Annotated in this window: 16 protein-coding genes and 1 pseudogene; 9 read left to right on the top strand and 8 right to left on the bottom strand. The window is 62.6% G+C overall.

Features of this window, described 5'->3' with window-relative positions:
* Window positions 1-169: 169 nt before the first annotated feature.
* Entirely contained in the window at window positions 170-1,024 is an 855-nt protein-coding gene (locus tag A9K68_RS17715) for an AraC family transcriptional regulator (RefSeq protein ID WP_065009545.1), read from the bottom strand.
* Window positions 1,025-1,110: 86 nt separating this feature from the next.
* Here A9K68_RS17715 and A9K68_RS17710 point away from each other — a divergent pair, with 86 nt between their 5' ends.
* Window positions 1,111-1,647 (top strand): hypothetical protein, encoded by a 537-nt coding sequence (locus A9K68_RS17710; RefSeq protein ID WP_065009544.1) that lies wholly within the window; start codon window positions 1,111-1,113, stop codon window positions 1,645-1,647.
* A 78-nt stretch (window positions 1,648-1,725) separates the two neighbouring features.
* Entirely contained in the window at window positions 1,726-2,355 is a 630-nt protein-coding gene (locus A9K68_RS17705) for a MarC family protein (RefSeq protein ID WP_029352879.1), read from the top strand.
* Window positions 2,356-2,442: 87 nt separating this feature from the next.
* Here A9K68_RS17705 and A9K68_RS17700 read toward each other — a convergent pair whose 3' ends face one another.
* Both A9K68_RS17700 and ssb read right to left on the bottom strand, forming a co-directional pair.
* Window positions 2,443-2,868: an OsmC family protein gene (locus tag A9K68_RS17700; protein WP_065009543.1), complete on the bottom strand. Its 426-nt coding sequence runs from the start codon at window positions 2,866-2,868 to the stop codon at window positions 2,443-2,445.
* Between the two features lie 134 nt (window positions 2,869-3,002).
* On the bottom strand, window positions 3,003-3,521 hold the full coding sequence (gene ssb / locus A9K68_RS17695) for a single-stranded DNA-binding protein (RefSeq protein WP_065009542.1): 519 nt from the start codon (window positions 3,519-3,521) through the stop codon (window positions 3,003-3,005).
* A gap of 235 nt (window positions 3,522-3,756) precedes the next feature.
* Here ssb and A9K68_RS17690 point away from each other — a divergent pair, with 235 nt between their 5' ends.
* From A9K68_RS17690 to A9K68_RS17660, 7 genes and pseudogenes are all read left to right on the top strand, one after another.
* Entirely contained in the window at window positions 3,757-4,071 is a 315-nt protein-coding gene (locus tag A9K68_RS17690; protein WP_065009541.1) for a metalloregulator ArsR/SmtB family transcription factor, read from the top strand.
* Window positions 4,068-4,544, top strand: coding sequence for an SRPBCC domain-containing protein (locus A9K68_RS17685; RefSeq protein ID WP_065009540.1), 477 nt, complete (start codon window positions 4,068-4,070; stop codon window positions 4,542-4,544). The genes A9K68_RS17690 and A9K68_RS17685 overlap by 4 nt, the downstream gene beginning before the upstream one ends.
* Before the next feature lie 21 nt (window positions 4,545-4,565).
* Complete coding sequence (locus A9K68_RS17680) at window positions 4,566-5,171, top strand: ATP-dependent Clp protease proteolytic subunit (protein ID WP_065009539.1); 606 nt, start codon at window positions 4,566-4,568, stop codon at window positions 5,169-5,171.
* A gap of 1,151 nt (window positions 5,172-6,322) precedes the next feature.
* Window positions 6,323-9,244 carry an excinuclease ABC subunit UvrA gene (gene uvrA, locus A9K68_RS17675; RefSeq protein WP_065009537.1) on the top strand — a complete coding sequence of 974 codons (2,922 nt, stop codon included), beginning with the start codon at window positions 6,323-6,325 and terminating at the stop codon, window positions 9,242-9,244.
* A gap of 34 nt (window positions 9,245-9,278) precedes the next feature.
* Window positions 9,279-9,750 (top strand): annotated as a pseudogene (locus A9K68_RS17670) (GNAT family N-acetyltransferase).
* Window positions 9,751-9,777: 27 nt separating this feature from the next.
* A complete protein-coding gene (locus A9K68_RS17665) occupies window positions 9,778-10,584 on the top strand; it encodes a DUF72 domain-containing protein (RefSeq protein WP_065009536.1) in 807 nt (268 codons plus the stop codon).
* Between the two features lie 96 nt (window positions 10,585-10,680).
* Window positions 10,681-11,832 carry a GGDEF domain-containing protein gene (locus A9K68_RS17660; protein WP_065009535.1) on the top strand — a complete coding sequence of 384 codons (1,152 nt, stop codon included), beginning with the start codon at window positions 10,681-10,683 and terminating at the stop codon, window positions 11,830-11,832.
* Between the two features lie 40 nt (window positions 11,833-11,872).
* Here the strand turns inward: A9K68_RS17660 and A9K68_RS31345 are convergent, their stop codons facing one another.
* From A9K68_RS31345 to urtB, 5 genes are all read right to left on the bottom strand, one after another.
* On the bottom strand, window positions 11,873-12,049 hold the full coding sequence (locus tag A9K68_RS31345; protein WP_082982505.1) for a hypothetical protein: 177 nt from the start codon (window positions 12,047-12,049) through the stop codon (window positions 11,873-11,875).
* 494 nt (window positions 12,050-12,543) lie between these two features.
* Complete coding sequence (gene urtE / locus A9K68_RS17655) at window positions 12,544-13,239, bottom strand: urea ABC transporter ATP-binding subunit UrtE (protein ID WP_065009638.1); 696 nt, start codon at window positions 13,237-13,239, stop codon at window positions 12,544-12,546.
* A gap of 70 nt (window positions 13,240-13,309) precedes the next feature.
* Window positions 13,310-14,056 carry an urea ABC transporter ATP-binding protein UrtD gene (gene urtD, locus A9K68_RS17650; protein WP_029352899.1) on the bottom strand — a complete coding sequence of 249 codons (747 nt, stop codon included), beginning with the start codon at window positions 14,054-14,056 and terminating at the stop codon, window positions 13,310-13,312.
* A gap of 3 nt (window positions 14,057-14,059) precedes the next feature.
* A complete protein-coding gene (gene urtC, locus A9K68_RS17645) occupies window positions 14,060-15,292 on the bottom strand; it encodes an urea ABC transporter permease subunit UrtC (protein ID WP_065009534.1) in 1,233 nt (410 codons plus the stop codon).
* Window positions 15,289-16,905 carry an urea ABC transporter permease subunit UrtB gene (urtB, locus tag A9K68_RS17640; protein ID WP_065009533.1) on the bottom strand — a complete coding sequence of 539 codons (1,617 nt, stop codon included), beginning with the start codon at window positions 16,903-16,905 and terminating at the stop codon, window positions 15,289-15,291. The genes urtC and urtB overlap by 4 nt, the downstream gene beginning before the upstream one ends.
* Between the last annotated feature and the right edge of the window lie 2 nt (window positions 16,906-16,907).

The raw sequence follows: 16,907 nt of genomic DNA, 5'->3' as shown, positions 1-16,907 counted from the left end.
AATCACTCGGTGCTTATATAGGAAGCCGGGTCGAAACTCCAATATCCGCGGTAGTTTTCCAGTGTCGATTTTTGTGGTGATTTCAAAAGGATATCACTGATTGCGACGATATGGCCGAGGCGCTTTTTCGTTGCTCTCGCGGCAAAGCTCATTATCAGACCAATTTGCTTCACAACGCCGGAACGGCGGATGCGTTCGGCAATTTATCGCCTCGCCGCCGGACCCGATAGGCGCCGGGCGCCTCCCCCATCACGCGCCGGAATCGGCGGTTGAAGGTCGACAAATCGTTGAACCCCGCCTCGTACGCGATCGTCGAGATCGCCTCGTCCGACATGCGCAGCCGCACCGCCGCCCTGTGCAGCCGGGTTTTCAGCAGGAACTGGTAGGGCGTCATGCCCGCGACGCGTCGGAACGTGCGCAGGAAATGATACGGGCTGGTCGCCGTCTCGCTTGCAAGCGCAGCAAGTGAGACCGGCCGGTCGGCATCCAGCTCAATGCGCCGCACCGCCTCCGCGACACGTTTCTCGTCGCGGCGGCTCGGCATCCGGGCAGCAGGCGTGACGCCGGAGGCGACGGCTGCGCCGGCAATCCGCAGACCGATTTCCTCAAACGCGTCGACGTCGGCCATCTCGCGTGCGGATTCCGCCTCGGCCAGCAGCGGTGCCAGCGCCGGCAAGGGCGGCAGCCGCGGCGTCTCGAAGGCCAGCTTCTTCACGCCCGGCATGTCGGCAACGATCTGTTCCATATAGGTCGGCTCGAACTGGAAGGAGAGGCAGCGGTCGCCGGCGCCATGCTCGTGCCCACACTCATAGCACGTGCCAAGGTTGCCGAGCAGGAGCGCGCCCGGCGTCAGCATCGCATCACCCTGGCGTCCCCGGTAGCGGAATGTGCCATTGGTCACCACGGCGACGCAGAAATTACGGTGCTCTTCCTCGAACGGGCGATCGGCGGCGCCGGCGGTGCAGACCACGTCCAACACCTGCCAGCCTCGTCCGGACGCCAGTGTATGCGCGCTCGTTGTCATGGCTTGAAAGATAGCAATTTTTCCCAAGCACAGAACCCTGCCGCCGCCTATTCCCTCCAGTCTCCTGACAAGATGAGGTCGAAATCATGTTCAATTCATCTTCCTTTGTCGAAGCCCTGCACAGCGACGAGCCTGCCGGGGACCTGGCCGGAAAACTGAACCTTTACGGCCGCTTCGTCGGCGCCTGGACATTCGATGCCACGCGCCACCTCGAGGACGGCCAGGTGCTGACCGGGCGCGGCGAGGTGCATTTCGGCTGGGTGCTCGAGGGCCGCGCGATCCAGGACGTATGGATCCTGCCCGCGCGGAACACTGGCGCACAGAGTTCCCTCGGCAAATGGACTTTCTATGGCACGACATTGCGTGTCTATGACCCCGGCGTCGACGCCTGGCATATTTTCTGGAGCGATCCGCGCACCCAGTACTACAGCCGCCAGCTCGGCCGGGCCGAGGGCGACACCATCGTCCAGCAAGGCGCTGACGGCAGCGGCGCCTCGGTGCGCTGGAGCTTTTCCCGGATTACCGAAAACTCCTTCCGCTGGCTGGGCGAACGCTCTCAGGACGATGGCGCGACCTGGCGGCTCGAAGTCGAGTTCCTGGCGCAGCGAGCCGGCAGCACCTGACCTGCACGGTTTCCCCTGACGCTGCTTTGCTCTACCAATGCAGGGGTCTCGGGCACGGCCCGGCGGGGAGGGTCAGAGATGCCGAGCTTCGACAGCCTGTTCAACGCCTTCGTCACCATTCTCGTGACCATCGACCCGCCAGGCCTGGCACCGCTCTTCCTCGCCGTGACGCGCGGCATGAACCGCGAGGAGCGCAACCAGGTTTCCGTCCGCGCCTCGATCATCGGTTTCCTGGTGATGGCGCTGTTTGCAATCGCCGGTGCATCGATCCTGTCGGTGTTCGGCATCACGCTGCCGGCGTTCCGCGTCGCCGGCGGGTTCCTGCTGTTCTTCATCGCCTTTGAAATGGTGTTCGAGCGCCGGCAGGACCGCAAGGAAAAGATCGGCGACGTCGCCATCACCAAGGACATGATCCACAACATCGCCGCCTTTCCGCTGGCGATCCCCCTGATCGCCGGTCCGGGCGCCATTTCAGCGACCGTCCTGCTGTCCGGCTCTTTTCCAGGTTTTGGCGCGCAGGCAGCCCTTGTCGGCATCATCGCGATCTGTCTTGTCATCACCTACCTGGTGTTCGTGCTGGCCGAGCGCATCGACCGCATCCTCGGCCAGACCGGCCGCTCGATCCTGACCCGGCTGCTCGGCGTCATTCTGGCGGCGCTCGCCGTGCAGTTCGTCGCGGACGGCATCAAGGCGCTGATGGCGGCATGAAAACGAAAGCGGCCTCGCGCTTGATTGCCGAGGCTGTCATTATCGTCGTCCAGCTCGCGCGGCGAACCGCCGCCACCAGGCGCTATCCTACCTCGCCATCGTATCGATGACTTCGAAGTCGTGGGTGATCTCGGCGGTCTTGGCCATCATCGCGGTCGCCGAGCAGTATTTTTCGATCGACAAGTCGATCGCCCGTTTCACCTTGTCGCGCGAAAGCGCGCGACCCTTGACGATGAAATGCATATGGATGCGGGTGAACACCCGCGGCTCCTTCTCCGCCCGATCGGCGTCGAGTTCGACCACGCAGTCTTCGACCGCCTCGCGGCTCTTTTCGAGGATGTGGACGACATCATAGGCTGAGCAGCCGCCGGTGCCGAGCAGCACAAGCTCCATCGGGCTCGGCCCCGGCGTCCTGCCTTCCGGCCCGAAGGCAGTCCCCAGCACCACCTTGTGGCCGCTGCCGGACTCGCCGACAAAGGTGCGCTCCTCGACCCACTTGACCCGTGCTTTCACCTAATACGTCCTTTCACTGCGCACCGCTTAAATGCAGAACGTCCCGAAATCCAAGACAGATTTTCGGGACGCCAATTCGTGGCCTCAAGTAGCTGGCGTTTTTCGCCCGCGTAAGAGACATCCGCCCCAAGAAATCAGAACGGAATTTCGTCGTCGAGTTCGCGCGACGAACCGCCGCCACCACCGCCCTTGTTGCCGCCACCGCGATTGAAACTCTCGCCCGGGCCCGACTGCCCGAAATCGGAAACGCGGCTGCTGCCGCCACCGGCATAGCTGCCGACCTGACCGCCCTCGCCTTGCCCGCGCGCGTCGAGCATCTGCAGCTCGCCACGGAATTTCTGCAGCACGATCTCGGTCGTGTAGCGATCATTGCCGGTCTGGTCCTGCCATTTGCGCGTCTGCAACTGGCCCTCGACATAAACCTTCGCACCCTTCTTCAGATACTGCTCGGCGACCTTGGCGAGCTGGTCGTTGAAGATGACGACATTGTGCCACTCGGTCTTTTCCTTGCGCTCGCCGGAAGTCTTGTCGCGCCAGCTTTCCGAGGTAGCGACGCGGATGTTGACGACCGGCTCACCCGAATTCAAACGGCGGATTTCCGGGTCCGCCCCGAGATTGCCCACCAGAATGACCTTGTTGACGCTACCCGCCATGATACTTCTCCGCGCTCATCCGAAACAAAATTTCTGCCGCTCACCTTATAGACTGCGGACAATCCCCGCCTGCCGTGGCTGCCTTTTCCCACAAGGTTTTTGTTCTCTTTTCGTTCTATCCCACTCAATTCCTACTGTCAAGGAATGTCAGCAATCGATGGGTCCGCCGTGCCATTCCATATGGGCGCGAAAAGACTGCTTGCCAAACCAATAAGTGCAGACTTATGCTTCAATCATGATCGAAGCAGAGATTTTTCGAGCGCTTTCCGACCCGACGCGCCGCGCCGTCTACGAACGGCTCGCCGCCGGCGAGAAGACCGTGTCGGAACTGCGCAGCGGCATGACCGTGTCGCAACCGGCCGTGTCGCAGCATCTCGCGGTGCTGCGCGGCGCCGGCCTGGTGGTCGAGCGGCGAGCCGGCCGCAACGCCTATTATCGCGCCGATCCGCAAGGGCTTGACCCTCTGCTCGGCTGGATCGAGCGGTACCGTGCGTTCTGGCCCGAGCGCATCGAAAGGCTCAAGGCGGTTTTGAAGGATATGGACCAATGACGGCAAAACAGCATTCAGACATGGCGGCAGATTCGATCGAGTTCGAGTGCGAGCTTCCAGACCCGCCGGAAAAAGTATGGCGGGCCCTGACGGTGCCGGACCTGCTCGCGGCCTGGATGATGCCGAACGACATCAAACCCGAGATCGGCAGTCGCTTTGCCTTTGCTAAGGCGGGTGCACCGATCGAGTGCGAAATCCTCAACGCCGAGCCCGAACGCCTGCTGCGTTATTCCTGGCGGGAGCGGCCGGCGTCTGGCAACGCAGCGGATCCGCTCGACAGTATCGTCACCTTCACGCTCGGCCGCACCGCGTCGGGCGGTACGCATCTGCGCATCGTCCACGATGGATTCGCGCGGTTCGCTACGTCTGCGGTTGCGACGGTGGGCGCCGGTTGCCGGCTTTCGCTCAACGCACACAGCCCCAAACAGACTATTGCCGCAAACACGCCTCGCCTCTTCCTGCGCGCGGCCTGAGCGGCACAACGGAGAAAAGCGATGAGCGGTTTTGCCAACCTGGTGCCGATGGTGATCGAGCAGTCGAGCCGCGGCGAACGCGCCTTCGACATTTTTTCGCGGCTGCTGCGCGAGCGCATCGTCTTCATCAACGGTCCGATCGACGTTGGCGTGTCGGCGCTGGTCTGTGCCCAGCTTCTATCGCTGGAATCCGACAATCCCGATAAGGAGATTTCCCTTTACATCAACTCGCCGGGCGGTGTGGTGACCAGCGGTTTCGCCATCTACGACACGATGCAGTATATAAGCAGTCCAGTATCGACCGTCTGCATGGGCTTTGCCGCCTCGATGGCCTCGTTCCTGCTGATGGCGGGCACGCCGGGACGGCGTATCGCGTTGCCCAATGCCAGCATCCTGCTGCACCAGCCGTCAGGCGGTTTCCAGGGCCAAGCCTCCGACATCCAGCGCCACGCCGAAGGCATCCTCAGGACCAAACGGCGCATGACCGAGCTTTACTCGCACCATTGCGGTCGCACGTTCGAAGAGGTCGAACGCACGCTCGACCGCGACCATTTCATGACCGCCGAGGAGGCAAAGACTTGGGGGCTCGTCGATCATGTTTTTGACACCCGTAAGAAGGCGGCGTGAAAAGGTAGCCGGCTCATGCGCGATGCGGCCAAGTCGTTCGGCAAGTTTCATCGCCACCGGTCTGGCTTCGACCAGGGCTCGGCGAATATAGTCCGCCGATGCTCGACAAGATGTTACGCACCCACTTGAACCGGCTAATCATCGGTGTTGCCGTCGCGGCCATGACTTCCGGCGCGGCGTTCGCGGAAGACAATTCAACGTCTTCGCAGAACGGCACGTTGCCCGGCGGTGGCCGATGACTATTGTATCGCTGAGCCGGCTCCCGAACCCGACGACGCCGTGCCCAGCAACGGTAACGGCCAGTTCAAGATCGTCGCTACCGATGTCAGGATTTCCGGCAGCATAACCTTCGACGTCGGCGTAGGCGCGTTCAAGGCCCCCGGTGATAGCGCATCGGCCTTCATCGCTGCCACAATCTCAAGGCACTCGAGCGCTTGCGGCGGCCATCTGAAGCAAACAGCCCCGCCGCTGCTTCCGCAAACGGTCGGGGCTTTTTTGGACCTCAAATCCAACTTGCCGGGAGTACACTGCCGGCTTTGATTTCGGATGCTTCGCGGCGTTCAGCCGACGATCCGACTAGTAGTCTCTGATTTTATGGGTATCGGCAGGTCACGATTTGTCGGGCGGCGTAAACGCCTGGCCCTGGCACTTATGCCTGCCGCGGCTCCAGCGACACGTGGAGCCTCAAGGGACTGTCCGGTGGAGTCATTCCTCTGCTCTCCTTTTCTGTCCATTGCGACTGGTGTCGTCCGAAGTGCATTTCGCAAAAGCCTGCGGCGTCTCGCAGGCCGCCTTAGGCGGCGAGGCCATCGATAGACGGTCGGCTTCGGTGACGTTTGGAGTCTGACTCTCTGAGGCTGAGACGTCAACCGTTGGATAGCCGGTTACAACAAATGTGATCGCTTGGATGGCGAATCCGAAATTTGCATCCGTTTTGAGCAGCGCCGCGGCGGCCGTGATTACATGGACGCTTTTGTCAGGAACGTGTTCGGCCTTTGTTCTTTCCGCTTGCCCGCCCGCGCGAAAGACGGTTAAAGGCTCTGGTCGAGAGTTGTGGCGTCTCTCGAAAAGGTGGCGAAATTACCTACATATGGGATGGCAGGGACAACCCGCCATCCCACGAAAGTCCAGACCTGAGGCGGCGACCGGCAATGGCCGACCATAAATACCTTTCCATTCGCGGGGCGCGCGAACACAATCTGAAGAATGTCGATCTCGACCTGCCGCGTGACAGCCTGATCGTCATGACCGGCCTGTCGGGCTCCGGCAAGTCGTCGCTCGCCTTCGACACCATCTATGCCGAGGGCCAGCGCCGCTACGTGGAGAGTCTGTCGGCCTATGCGCGGCAATTCCTCGAAATGATGCAGAAGCCTGACGTCGACCAGATCGACGGCCTGTCGCCGGCTATCTCGATCGAGCAGAAGACCACCTCGAAGAACCCACGCTCGACGGTCGGCACCGTCACGGAAATCTACGACTACATGCGGCTGCTGTTCGCGCGCGTCGGCGTCCCCTACTCGCCGGCCACCGGCCTGCCGATCGAGAGCCAGACGGTGTCGCAGATGGTCGACCGCGTGCTGGCGATCGAGGAAGGCACGCGTCTGTTCATCCTGGCGCCGATGGTGCGAGGCCGCAAAGGCGAGTACCGCAAGGAACTGCTGGAGCTGCAGAAAAAGGGCTTCCAGCGCGTCAAGGTCGACGGTGTCTTCTACGAAATCGCCGACGTGCCGGCGCTGGACAAGAAGTACAAGCATGATCTCGATGTCGTCGTCGACCGCATCGTGGTGCGCGGCGATCTGGCGACGCGGCTTGCCGATTCCATCGAAACCGCTCTGAAGCTCGCCGACGGGCTGGCGGTGGCCGAATTCGCCGACCGTCCGCTCGACTCCAGCCAGACCGGCGAGGATTCGGTCAACAAGTCGAAGAACGAGACGCACGAACGTATTCTGTTCTCGGAAAAGTTCGCCTGCCCGGTGTCAGGCTTCACCATCCCCGAGATCGAGCCGCGGCTGTTCTCCTTCAACAACCCGTTCGGCGCTTGCCCGACCTGCGACGGCCTCGGCAGCCAGCGCGCCATCGACGCCAGCCTGATCGTGCCCGACGACAACCTGTCCCTGCGTGCCGGCGCCGTCAGCCCGTGGGCGAAATCGACCTCGCCCTATTACGTGCAGACGCTGGAGGCGCTGGGCAAGGTCTATGGCTTCAAGCTCGGCGACAAGTTCAGGGATCTGACCGAAGAGGCAAAGCAAGCCATCCTGCATGGCACCGGCGAGCGCGAGGTCACCTTCCAGTACGATGACGGCCTGCGCTCCTACAAGACGACGAAAACCTTCGAAGGGGTCATCCCCAATCTCGAGCGGCGTTGGAAGGAGACCGAATCTGCCTGGATGCGCGAGGAGATCGAGCGCTTCATGTCGGCCACGCCTTGCCCGGCCTGCCGCGGCTACCGGCTGAAGCCGGAAGCGCTTGCGGTGAAGATTGCCGGCAAGCATATCGGCGAGGTCACCGAACTGTCGATCCGCAAGGCCGACCAGTGGTTTACCGCCCTGCCCGGCTCGCTCAGCGACAAGCAGAACGAGATCGCGGTGCGCGTGCTCAAAGAAATCCGCGAGCGGTTGCGCTTCCTCAACGATGTCGGGCTCGACTACCTGACGCTGTCGCGTAATTCCGGCACACTGTCGGGCGGCGAGAGCCAGCGCATTCGCCTGGCCTCGCAGATCGGCTCCGGCCTCACCGGCGTGCTCTATGTGCTGGACGAGCCGTCGATCGGCCTGCACCAGCGCGACAATGCGCGCCTGCTCGACACGCTGAAGCACCTGCGCGACATCGGCAACACGGTGATCGTCGTCGAGCATGACGAGGACGCCATCCTGCATGCCGACTATGTCGTCGACATCGGCCCGGCCGCCGGCATCCATGGCGGCCACATCATCGCGCAGGGAACGCCGCAGCAGATCATGGCCAGCCCGGCCTCGATCACCGGCAAGTATCTGTCGGGCGAGCTCGAAGTGGCGACGCCGGCCGTGCGGCGCGAAGCCAAGAAGAACCGGCGTCTGAAGATCGTCGGCGCGCGCGGCAACAATCTGAAGAACGTTACCGCCGAAATCCCGCTCGGCACCTTCACCGCCGTCACCGGCGTCTCCGGCGGTGGCAAGTCAACCTTCCTGATCGAGACGCTGTTCAAGGCGGCGTCGCGCCGCATCATGGGCTCGCGCGAGCACCCGGCCGATCATGACCGCATCGAGGGCCTTGAGTTCCTCGACAAGGTCATCGATATCGACCAGTCGCCCATTGGACGGACGCCGCGCTCCAATCCCGCCACCTATACTGGCGCCTTCACGCCGATCCGCGACTGGTTCGCCGGCCTGCCGGAATCCAAGGCGCGCGGCTATCAGCCGGGCCGCTTCTCGTTCAACGTCAAGGGCGGCCGCTGCGAGGCCTGCCAGGGCGACGGCGTCATCAAGATCGAGATGCACTTCCTGCCGGACGTCTATGTCACCTGCGACGTCTGCCATGGCAAGCGCTACAACCGCGAGACGCTCGACGTCCTGTTCAAGGGCAAGTCGATTGCCGACGTGCTCGATATGACGGTCGAGGAGGGCGTCGATTTCTTCGCCGCGGTGCCCGGCGTACGCGACAAGCTGGAGACGCTGAAGCAGGTCGGCCTCGGCTACATCCATGTCGGCCAGCAGGCGACGACGCTGTCGGGAGGCGAGGCGCAGCGCATCAAGCTCGCCAAGGAGCTGTCGCGCAAGGCGACCGGCAAGACCCTCTACATCCTCGACGAGCCGACCACCGGCCTGCATTTCCACGACGTCGCCAAGCTGCTCGAAGTGCTGCACGAGCTGGTCGACCAGGGCAATACGGTGGTCGTCATCGAGCACAATCTCGAGGTCATCAAGACCGCCGACTGGGTGCTCGACCTCGGCCCCGAAGGCGGCGACGGCGGCGGCGAGCTGGTGGCGTCCGGCACGCCGGAGGATATCATCCGCGAGAAGCGCAGCTACACCGGCCAGTTCCTGCGGGAACTGCTGGAGCGGCGGCCCGGAGGCAAGCGCGAAGCGGCGGAGTGAATGAGGACTGGCTGGCGTCTGGAAGAACCTTCAAATGAAGATCAGAAGAGCGCTTGCCGGTGATTTTGACGCTGTCGCCCAGCTGACCGACGCCGCCTACGCGCCCTACACAGCCTTGTTCGGCGCGCGGCCGATCCCGGTCACCGAAGACTATGCGCCGCGGATCGGACGCGGCGATGTCTGGCTGCTGGAAAGCAGCGGCGAGCCGGCCGGACAGATTGTCATCGAGCGGCACCCGGACCACACAATGATCTTCTCCGTGGCCGTCGGCCCTGCCTTCCAGGGCAAAGGTTTCGGCATCGCCCCTACTCAGATGGGCGGACGAACAGACGCGCCTATGGCATCTGCCCGAGGTGCGGCTCTACAGCAACGCGAAGATGGAGCGGAACATCGCGCTCTACAAAGCCTGTGGCTTTCACGAAACGGGTCGCCGGCCCAATCCGTACCGGCCAGGATGGACGATCGTCGACGTGGCTAAAGCCGCCCAGACAACGGCGATCGCCTGATCCTTTGCAGCAAACGGGAGGACGACAGTGACTCAATCAGGAACAATTCGCGCCGGCATGGGCGGCTGGACCTTCGAGCCATGGGACACGTCCTTCTATCCGGACAAACTGTCCAAGGCGAAGCAACTGCACTACGCAACCCGGCAGGTGCCGAGCATCGAGGTCAACGGCACCTATTATTCGAGTTTCAAGGAGCCGACCTTCGTCAAATGGGCTAACGAAGCGCCGGATGGCTTCGTCTATTCGCTGAAAGGCAACCGCTTCGTCACCAACCGACGCGTGCTCGGCGAGGCCGGCGAGTCGATGACGCGCTTCCTGGGGTCGGGCGTCGCCGCACTCGGCGACAAGCTCGGGCCGATCCTGTGGCAGTTCGCGCCGACGAAAAAGTTCGACCCGGACGATTTCGAGGCCTTCCTCAAGCTATTGCCTGAAAAGCATGACGGCGTTGCGCTGCGCCATGCGGTGGAGGTGCGCAACGACAGCTTCGTCGTGCCGGAATTCGCCGCCCTGGCGCGCAAATACAAGGTCGCGATCGTCTATGCCGATCACGCCAAATATCCAGGGATCGCCGACATCACCGGCGATTTCATCTATGCGCGGCTGCAGACCGGCAGCGACGACAATCCCGACTGCTACACGCCGAAGGGGCTCGATGAGTGGGCGGCGCGTGCCAAAACCTGGTCGGAAGGCAAGGCGCCAGTCGACCTGCCGCGCGTCGACCCCTCGACCGACGCACCGGTAAAACCGCGTGATGTGTTCGTCTACTTCATCACCGAGGGCAAGGTCCGCGCACCGTTCGGCGCCATGGCGCTGATGAAACGCGTCACAGGCTGACGATCTCGAATTGTGACACCTTCACCGCCGTCGTAACCTTATCGATACCTCCTTGCTGCATGAATCCGCGGAGCTAAGGCAGCCGCGGGTTAGGGCATGTCGCTTGACTACCACTCACTTCTGCTGGCTGTCGGTTTTTCCGCCGCCTGCCTGAGCCTGACATTGTTCGGCATCTGGCTGACCGCGCGAACTGAAAAGTTTCTGCTGACATGGGCGATCAGCGCTTTGTTGATCGTCGGCGACGTTGTTATCTACAAGGACTATATCGAGACGCCCGGACGCATTCTCGGCATCGCGACGTTCGCTCTGCTCCTGGTTGGGTTCTCGACCATGCTGGGCGCCGCCTACCAGTTCAGGAGCGGCCGGTCGCCGATCCCGCTGACGGTTCTCGGCAGCTGCATCTCGCTGGCCCTGGCGCTGCCGCCGATGGCGCTCGGCTATGACGGGCTCGGCTTCATGTTCGAAAATCTCCTCGCCGCCCTCCTTCTATTTGCAACGGCCTATCAGTACTGGATCGGGCGCACGGAAGCCACTGTCCCGATCATCGGCCTTACCGTGCTCTACTCGACCACCGGGATTTCCTTTGTGCTGTGTGCCATGGCTCTTGCATGGGATGGGAAGCTTGTCCTCGGACATGCGCCCAGCAACTGGGCCGAGGATCTGAGCCTCGTTGTGGTCATCGCCAGCATGACCGGCATCGGCGCCCTTTCGCTGGCGCTCAACCAAGGCCGTCTGGCACGGCATCACCGTCTGGATGCGCTGACCGATCCGCTGACCGGCCTGCTCAATCGTCGCGCTTTGTTCGACCTCAATGGCGGCGCTCCGATCGGGGCTTTCACGGCTGTAGTCGTGTTCGACCTCGACGGCTTCAAGGCCATCAACGACGAATTCGGCCACGCCACGGGCGATCAGGTGCTGAAAGTGTTCGCCGAGGAACTGGTCGAGAACCTTCGCCCGACCGATGTCGCCGCGCGCATGGGCGGAGAGGAATTCGCGCTGGTTCTGAAGCGGACCCTGCCCGAAACGGTGGAATTCATCGCCGAGCGTATACGCACCGCCTTCGCCGCGCGCGTCATCGCGACCGAAACCCGTCCCCTGACATGTACGGTCAGCGCCGGATACGCTTTCGGCAGCAAGGACGGCATAAGCTTCGACAAGGTGCTCAGCGCGGCCGACAAGGCGCTCTATGCCGCCAAGCGCGGGGGTCGCAACCGCGTCGCCGCCTCGACCTTCCGACGCGCAAGCTAGCCGCTTCGCGGTTTAGCGCATCCGCCCCTTCCGTCACCCCTCACGCCGCCTTCACGACCTCGTTGTAGGTATCGAGATCGACATAGAAGACCTTGGTGATCTCTGCGATCAGCTCGTCGTGGTCGTATCCTTGTGATTTCAGTATGTTGATGGCGGTCATGATGTCGACGCGCTCGGTGAGCCGTCGTTTCTGGTAGTCCTCGACGTAACGTTCCATCGGCTGCCCTGGCCCAAGTGCCCCAAATGCGTTGAACAACAACCAGATCTCAGGAAGGGGGGCTGCTTGCACGGAACGTGCCGGCTGAGCCCACGCCTCACCTTGATCTGTCAACGAGACTGATACGGAAAGCGGCCGACTCAACAAGGCCAAGTAAAGCCTAGCATGCAATCTTCGGCGCGCCAGAGTTGCAAACGGTGTCGTTGAAGAAAATCTCGTAAACCTTCGTTATTTCGTCATCCTTGGGCGCAGCGACGCGAAGCGGAGTGAAGACGCAAGGGTCAATGCCGTGACTTCAGAGCATCGCCACGGTGCAGAATCCAGGATGGGGGGCGCCGGAGAACGGCTTTTTCTCTTCGGCACTCTTCGGCGGGTGTCACGGCATGGATTCCTGGGGTTTGCACCGCGTCGCTTCGCTCCTTGCTTCGCCCCAGGATGACGACGGGAGAGATGGTTCAGCTAATCCTAGAGGTTTGGGATTTGCCACTGAGGCTTTAGACAGTCAGGAACTTGCGGACATCGGCGCGGTCGAGATCCTCGGCCGGGCCGATGTGGACGATCTGGCCGCGGTCCATGATGTTGACCTCGTCCGCCAGTTCCCGGCAGAAATCAAGATACTGTTCAACCAGCAGCACGGCGATGCCTGCCTGGTCGCGCAGATAGCGAATGGCGCGGCTGATATCCTTGATGATCGACGGCTGGATGCCTTCGGTCGGCTCGTCTAGCACCAGCAGTTTCGGCCGCATCACCAGTGCCCTGCCGATGGCAAGCTGCTGCTGCTGGCCGCCGGAAAGGTCGCCGCCCCGGCGGCCGAGCATCTGCTTCAGCACGGGGAACAATTCGAAGACGTGGCCGGGAATGCTGCGGTCGGCGCGCTTCAATGGCGCAAAGCCCGATTCGAGGTTTTCCCGCACGGTGAGCAGCGGGAAGATCTCCCTGCCCTGCGGCACGAATGCGATGCCCGACCGGGCGCGATCATACGCCGCGCTCCGGTCGAGCGCCTTCCCCTCGAAGGCAACACTTCCACTCGTCAACCGGTGGTGGCCGACGATCGATCTCATCAAACTGGTTTTGCCGACGCCGTTGCGGCCGAGTACGCAGGTGATCTTGCCCGCGCCGGCCTTCAGCGAGACGCCACGCAGCGCCTGGGCGGCGCCGTAGTGCAGCGTGGCGTTGGAGACTTCGAGCATGGTCAGCGCCTTCTCCAACGCCTGAAGAACGAAAGGTCGAAATGATGGAACGGAACGCGCCAGACCATGATCATCTTCCCAGGTAAACTTCGACGACACGCTCGTCGGCCGAAACGAAATCGAGCGAGCCTTCGGACAGGACCGAACCTTCGTGCAGGCAGGTGACCTTGACGCCGAGCTCGCGCACGAAATGCATGTCGTGCTCGACGACGATGACTGAATGGTCGCTTGCAATATCCTTGAGCAGCCGCGCTGTCTCCTCAGTCTCGGCGTCGGTCATGCCGGCAACCGGTTCGTCGACCAGGAGCAGCTTCGGATCCTGCGCCAGCAGCATGCCGATCTCGAGCCATTGCTTCTGGCCGTGGCTGAGATTGGCGGCGAGTTCATCGCGCTTGTCGCCCAGCCGGGTGATGCCGAGGATATCGTCGATCTGCCGCGCCTCCGCGGCCGAGCGGCGATGGAACAGCGCCGGGAAGATCGAGCGTGGGCCCTTCAGCGCCAGCATCAGGTTCTCCTCGATCGTGTGGCTTTCGAAGACGGTCGGCTTCTGGAATTTCCTGCCGATGCCCATCATGGCGATTTCGGCCTCGTCATGTTTGGTCAGGTCGACCTGCCCGTCGAAGTAAACCTCGCCCGCGTCGGGACGCGTCTTGCCGGTGACGATGTCCATCATCGTGGTCTTGCCGGCGCCGTTGGGACCGATGATCGCCCGCATCTCGCCCTTGTCGAGCACCAGCGACAGGTTGTTGATGGCGCGAAAGCCGTCGAAGGAAACCGAGACGCCGTCGAGATAGAGGATGGTGTTGCTCTTCGACATCGCTCACTCCGCCGGCTGCGGTTCGGGGCTGGATGTGGACCAGTCGCCCGGCGTTCTCGCAGCCGAGCGAACGATCTTCGGCGGTGGCTGGACGTCAGGATCGGTGCCGGCCTCCTCGGCGATCGAGGCCGCGCGCAGCGCCTTGGCATTGCCGCGCCAGGAATCCCACATGCCGATGATGCCTTGGGGCAGGAACAGCGTGACGGCGACAAACAGGCCGCCAAGCGCAAACAGCCAGAACTCCGGCAGCACGCCGGTGAACCAGGATTTGCCGGCATTGACCACGAGTGCGCCGATGATCGGCCCGACGATGGTGCTGCGCCCGCCTACGGCCGCCCATACCACCACCTCGATCGAGTTGGACGGCTCGAACTCGCCCGGATTGATGATGCCCACCTGCGGCACGTAGAGCGCGCCGGCAATGCCGGCCATGACAGCCGACACAGTGAAGGCGAACAGTTTGACGTTCTCCGCGCGCCAGCCGAGAAAGCGCGTGCGGCTCTCGGCGTCGCGCACCGCCATCAGCAGCTTGCCGTATTTTGAACCTACGATTGCCCAGGTGACGAAGACGGCGAGCGCCAGCGTTATGGCGCTGGCCGCGAACAATCCCGAGCGAGTCGCATCGGCCTGCACGTTGAAGCCGAGAATATCCTTGAAATCGGTCAGGCCGTTGTTGCCGCCGAAACCCATGTCGTTGCGGAAAAACGCAAGCAGCAGCGCATAGGTCATCGCCTGGGTGATGATCGACAGATAGACGCCGGTGACGCGGCTGCGGAAGGCGAACCAGCCGAAGACGAAGGCGAGCAGGCCGGGCACCGCAAGCACCATGATCGCCGCAAACCAGAAATGGTCGAAACCGTACCAGAACCACGGCAGCTCCTTGTAGTTCAGGAACACCATGAAGTCGGGTAGCAGCGGATTGCCGTAGACGCCGCGCGAACCGATCTGGCGCATCAGATACATGCCCATCGCATAGCCGCCGAGCGCGAAAAAGGCTCCGTGGCCGAGCGAAAGGATGCCGCAATAGCCCCAGACGAGATCGAGCGCCAAGGCGAGCAGCGCGTAGCAGAGGTATTTCCCGGTGAGCGCGACGACATAGGACGGCACGTAGAACGCACTTGTCGGCGAGACCGCAAGATTGAGCAGCGGCACGATGAAGGCGACCGCCAAAAGGATGAAGATCGTGATGGCGATGCGGCGGTCGGCGCCGGCGGCGAAGAAGCGTCCCGTGATCATGCTTCCACCGACCTGCCCTTAAGTGCGAAAAGGCCGCGCGGGCGTTTCTGGATGAACAGGATGATGAGGACCAGCACGACTATCTTGCCGAGGACTGCCCCGGCATAGGGTTCGAGAAACTTGTTGACGATGCCGAGCGAGAAGGCGCCGATCAGCGTGCCCCATAGATTGCCGACGCCGCCGAAGACGACGACCATGAAGCTGTCGATGATGTAGCCGCGGCCGAGATTGGGCGAGACATTGTCGATCTGGCTGAGCGCGACACCGGCGATGCCGGCAATTCCGGACCCCAACGCAAAGGTCAGCGCGTCGACCCATGGCGTCCTGATTCCCATAGACGCGGCCATGCGGCGATTGGCGGTGACGGCGCGCATCTGCAGGCCCCAGGGCGTGCGCTTCATCACATAAAGCAGCACCGCGAACACACCGAGCGCGAATACCAGTATCCAGAGCCGGTTCCAGGTAACCGCAAGCTGGCCGATATCGAACGAACCGGACATCCATGACGGGTTGCCGACTTCCTGGTTGGTCGGCCCGAAGATGGTGCGCACGGCCTGCTGCAGGATCAGCGAGACCCCCCATGTCGCCAGCAGCGTCTCCAGCGGCCGGCCGTAGAGGAAACGGATGACGCCCCGCTCGATGACAAGGCCGACGAGCGCCGCGACCAAGAAGGCGAGCGGCAGCGCGATGACCAGCGACCAGTCGAACAGGCCGGGAAAGGAATTGCGGATCACCTCCTGCACGACAAAGGTCGTGTAGGCGCCGAGCATGACCATCTCGCCATGCGCCATGTTGATGACACCCATGACGCCGAAGGTGATGGCGAGGCCGATCGCCGCCAGCAGCAGCACCGATCCAAGCGAAATGCCGTACCAGATGTTCTGGCCCGCATCCCACAGCGCCAGCGTCGAATTGATGCTGGCGATCGCCGCCGTCGCCGCGTCCTTGACCGCGCCTTCGGAATTGGCCTCGACGGCGGTGAGCAGAGACAGTGCGGTGCGGTCGCCGCGCGCGCCGATCAGGGCGATCGCCGCGAGTTTATCGGCCTCCGGTCTGTCCGACACCAGAACCGATGCGGCGCGGGCCTGTTCGAGCAGCGCTTTGACGCTTGCCACGGTTTCGCTGGCGATTGCGGCATCGAGTGGCTCGATGTTCGTGGCATCGGGCGTCTTGAACATTGTATCGGCAGCAGCAATGCGCGCAGCCGGGTTTTTAGCGCCGAGCGTCAGCATGCCCAAAGCATCGCGGATGGCGCGGCGCAGCGTATTGTTGACCTTGATCTTGGTGATCTCGGCCTTGGCCGCGTCGCCGGACTTTTCACCGCTCAGCGGGTCGAGCAGCTCAACGCTGCCGCCACCTTCCTTGCCGATGAAAACCAGCGAATCGGTCTTGCGGACATAGAGATCGCCCTCCGCAAGCGCGCCAAGCGGGCGTTCGACGGCAGGGTCGCCGGTGGCCGCCAGCTCGCGCACGACAGCTTCGGTGGCCGAAAAATTCGAGGCAGTGGCAAATTTGGCGATGATGGCGCGCAGATCCGCTTCGGCAGCGTTCGACGGCGACAGCATCCCCAGGAGGAGCAGCAGCGTCAGGCCGATAGCGCGGGTGAAGATCATCG

The sequence above is a fragment of the Mesorhizobium sp. AA22 genome, assembly GCF_001672375.2.
Taxonomy (GTDB): Bacteria; Pseudomonadota; Alphaproteobacteria; order Rhizobiales; family Rhizobiaceae; genus Mesorhizobium; species Mesorhizobium wenxiniae.
This window is presented reverse-complemented; position numbering and strand designations above follow the sequence as displayed.

Bases quoted from the DNA above. Each gene is read 5' to 3' on its own strand.
- A9K68_RS31345 (WP_082982505.1), bottom strand. From the start codon at position 12,049: ATGGAACGTTACGTCGAGGACTACCAGAAACGACGGCTCACCGAGCGC.
- ssb (WP_065009542.1), bottom strand. From the start codon at position 3,521: ATGGCGGGTAGCGTCAACAAGGTCATTCTGGTGGGCAATCTCGGGGCG.
- A9K68_RS17710 (WP_065009544.1), top strand. From the start codon at position 1,111: ATGTTCAATTCATCTTCCTTTGTCGAAGCCCTGCACAGCGACGAGCCT.
- A9K68_RS17690 (WP_065009541.1), top strand. From the start codon at position 3,757: ATGATCGAAGCAGAGATTTTTCGAGCGCTTTCCGACCCGACGCGCCGC.
- urtC (WP_065009534.1), bottom strand. From the start codon at position 15,292: ATGATCACGGGACGCTTCTTCGCCGCCGGCGCCGACCGCCGCATCGCC.
- A9K68_RS17680 (WP_065009539.1), top strand. From the start codon at position 4,566: ATGAGCGGTTTTGCCAACCTGGTGCCGATGGTGATCGAGCAGTCGAGC.
- A9K68_RS17705 (WP_029352879.1), top strand. From the start codon at position 1,726: ATGCCGAGCTTCGACAGCCTGTTCAACGCCTTCGTCACCATTCTCGTG.
- uvrA (WP_065009537.1), top strand. From the start codon at position 6,323: ATGGCCGACCATAAATACCTTTCCATTCGCGGGGCGCGCGAACACAAT.
- urtB (WP_065009533.1), bottom strand. From the start codon at position 16,905: ATGATCTTCACCCGCGCTATCGGCCTGACGCTGCTGCTCCTCCTGGGG.
- A9K68_RS17660 (WP_065009535.1), top strand. From the start codon at position 10,681: ATGTCGCTTGACTACCACTCACTTCTGCTGGCTGTCGGTTTTTCCGCC.
- A9K68_RS17715 (WP_065009545.1), bottom strand. From the start codon at position 1,024: ATGACAACGAGCGCGCATACACTGGCGTCCGGACGAGGCTGGCAGGTG.
- urtD (WP_029352899.1), bottom strand. From the start codon at position 14,056: ATGTCGAAGAGCAACACCATCCTCTATCTCGACGGCGTCTCGGTTTCC.
- A9K68_RS17685 (WP_065009540.1), top strand. From the start codon at position 4,068: ATGACGGCAAAACAGCATTCAGACATGGCGGCAGATTCGATCGAGTTC.
- urtE (WP_065009638.1), bottom strand. From the start codon at position 13,239: ATGCTCGAAGTCTCCAACGCCACGCTGCACTACGGCGCCGCCCAGGCG.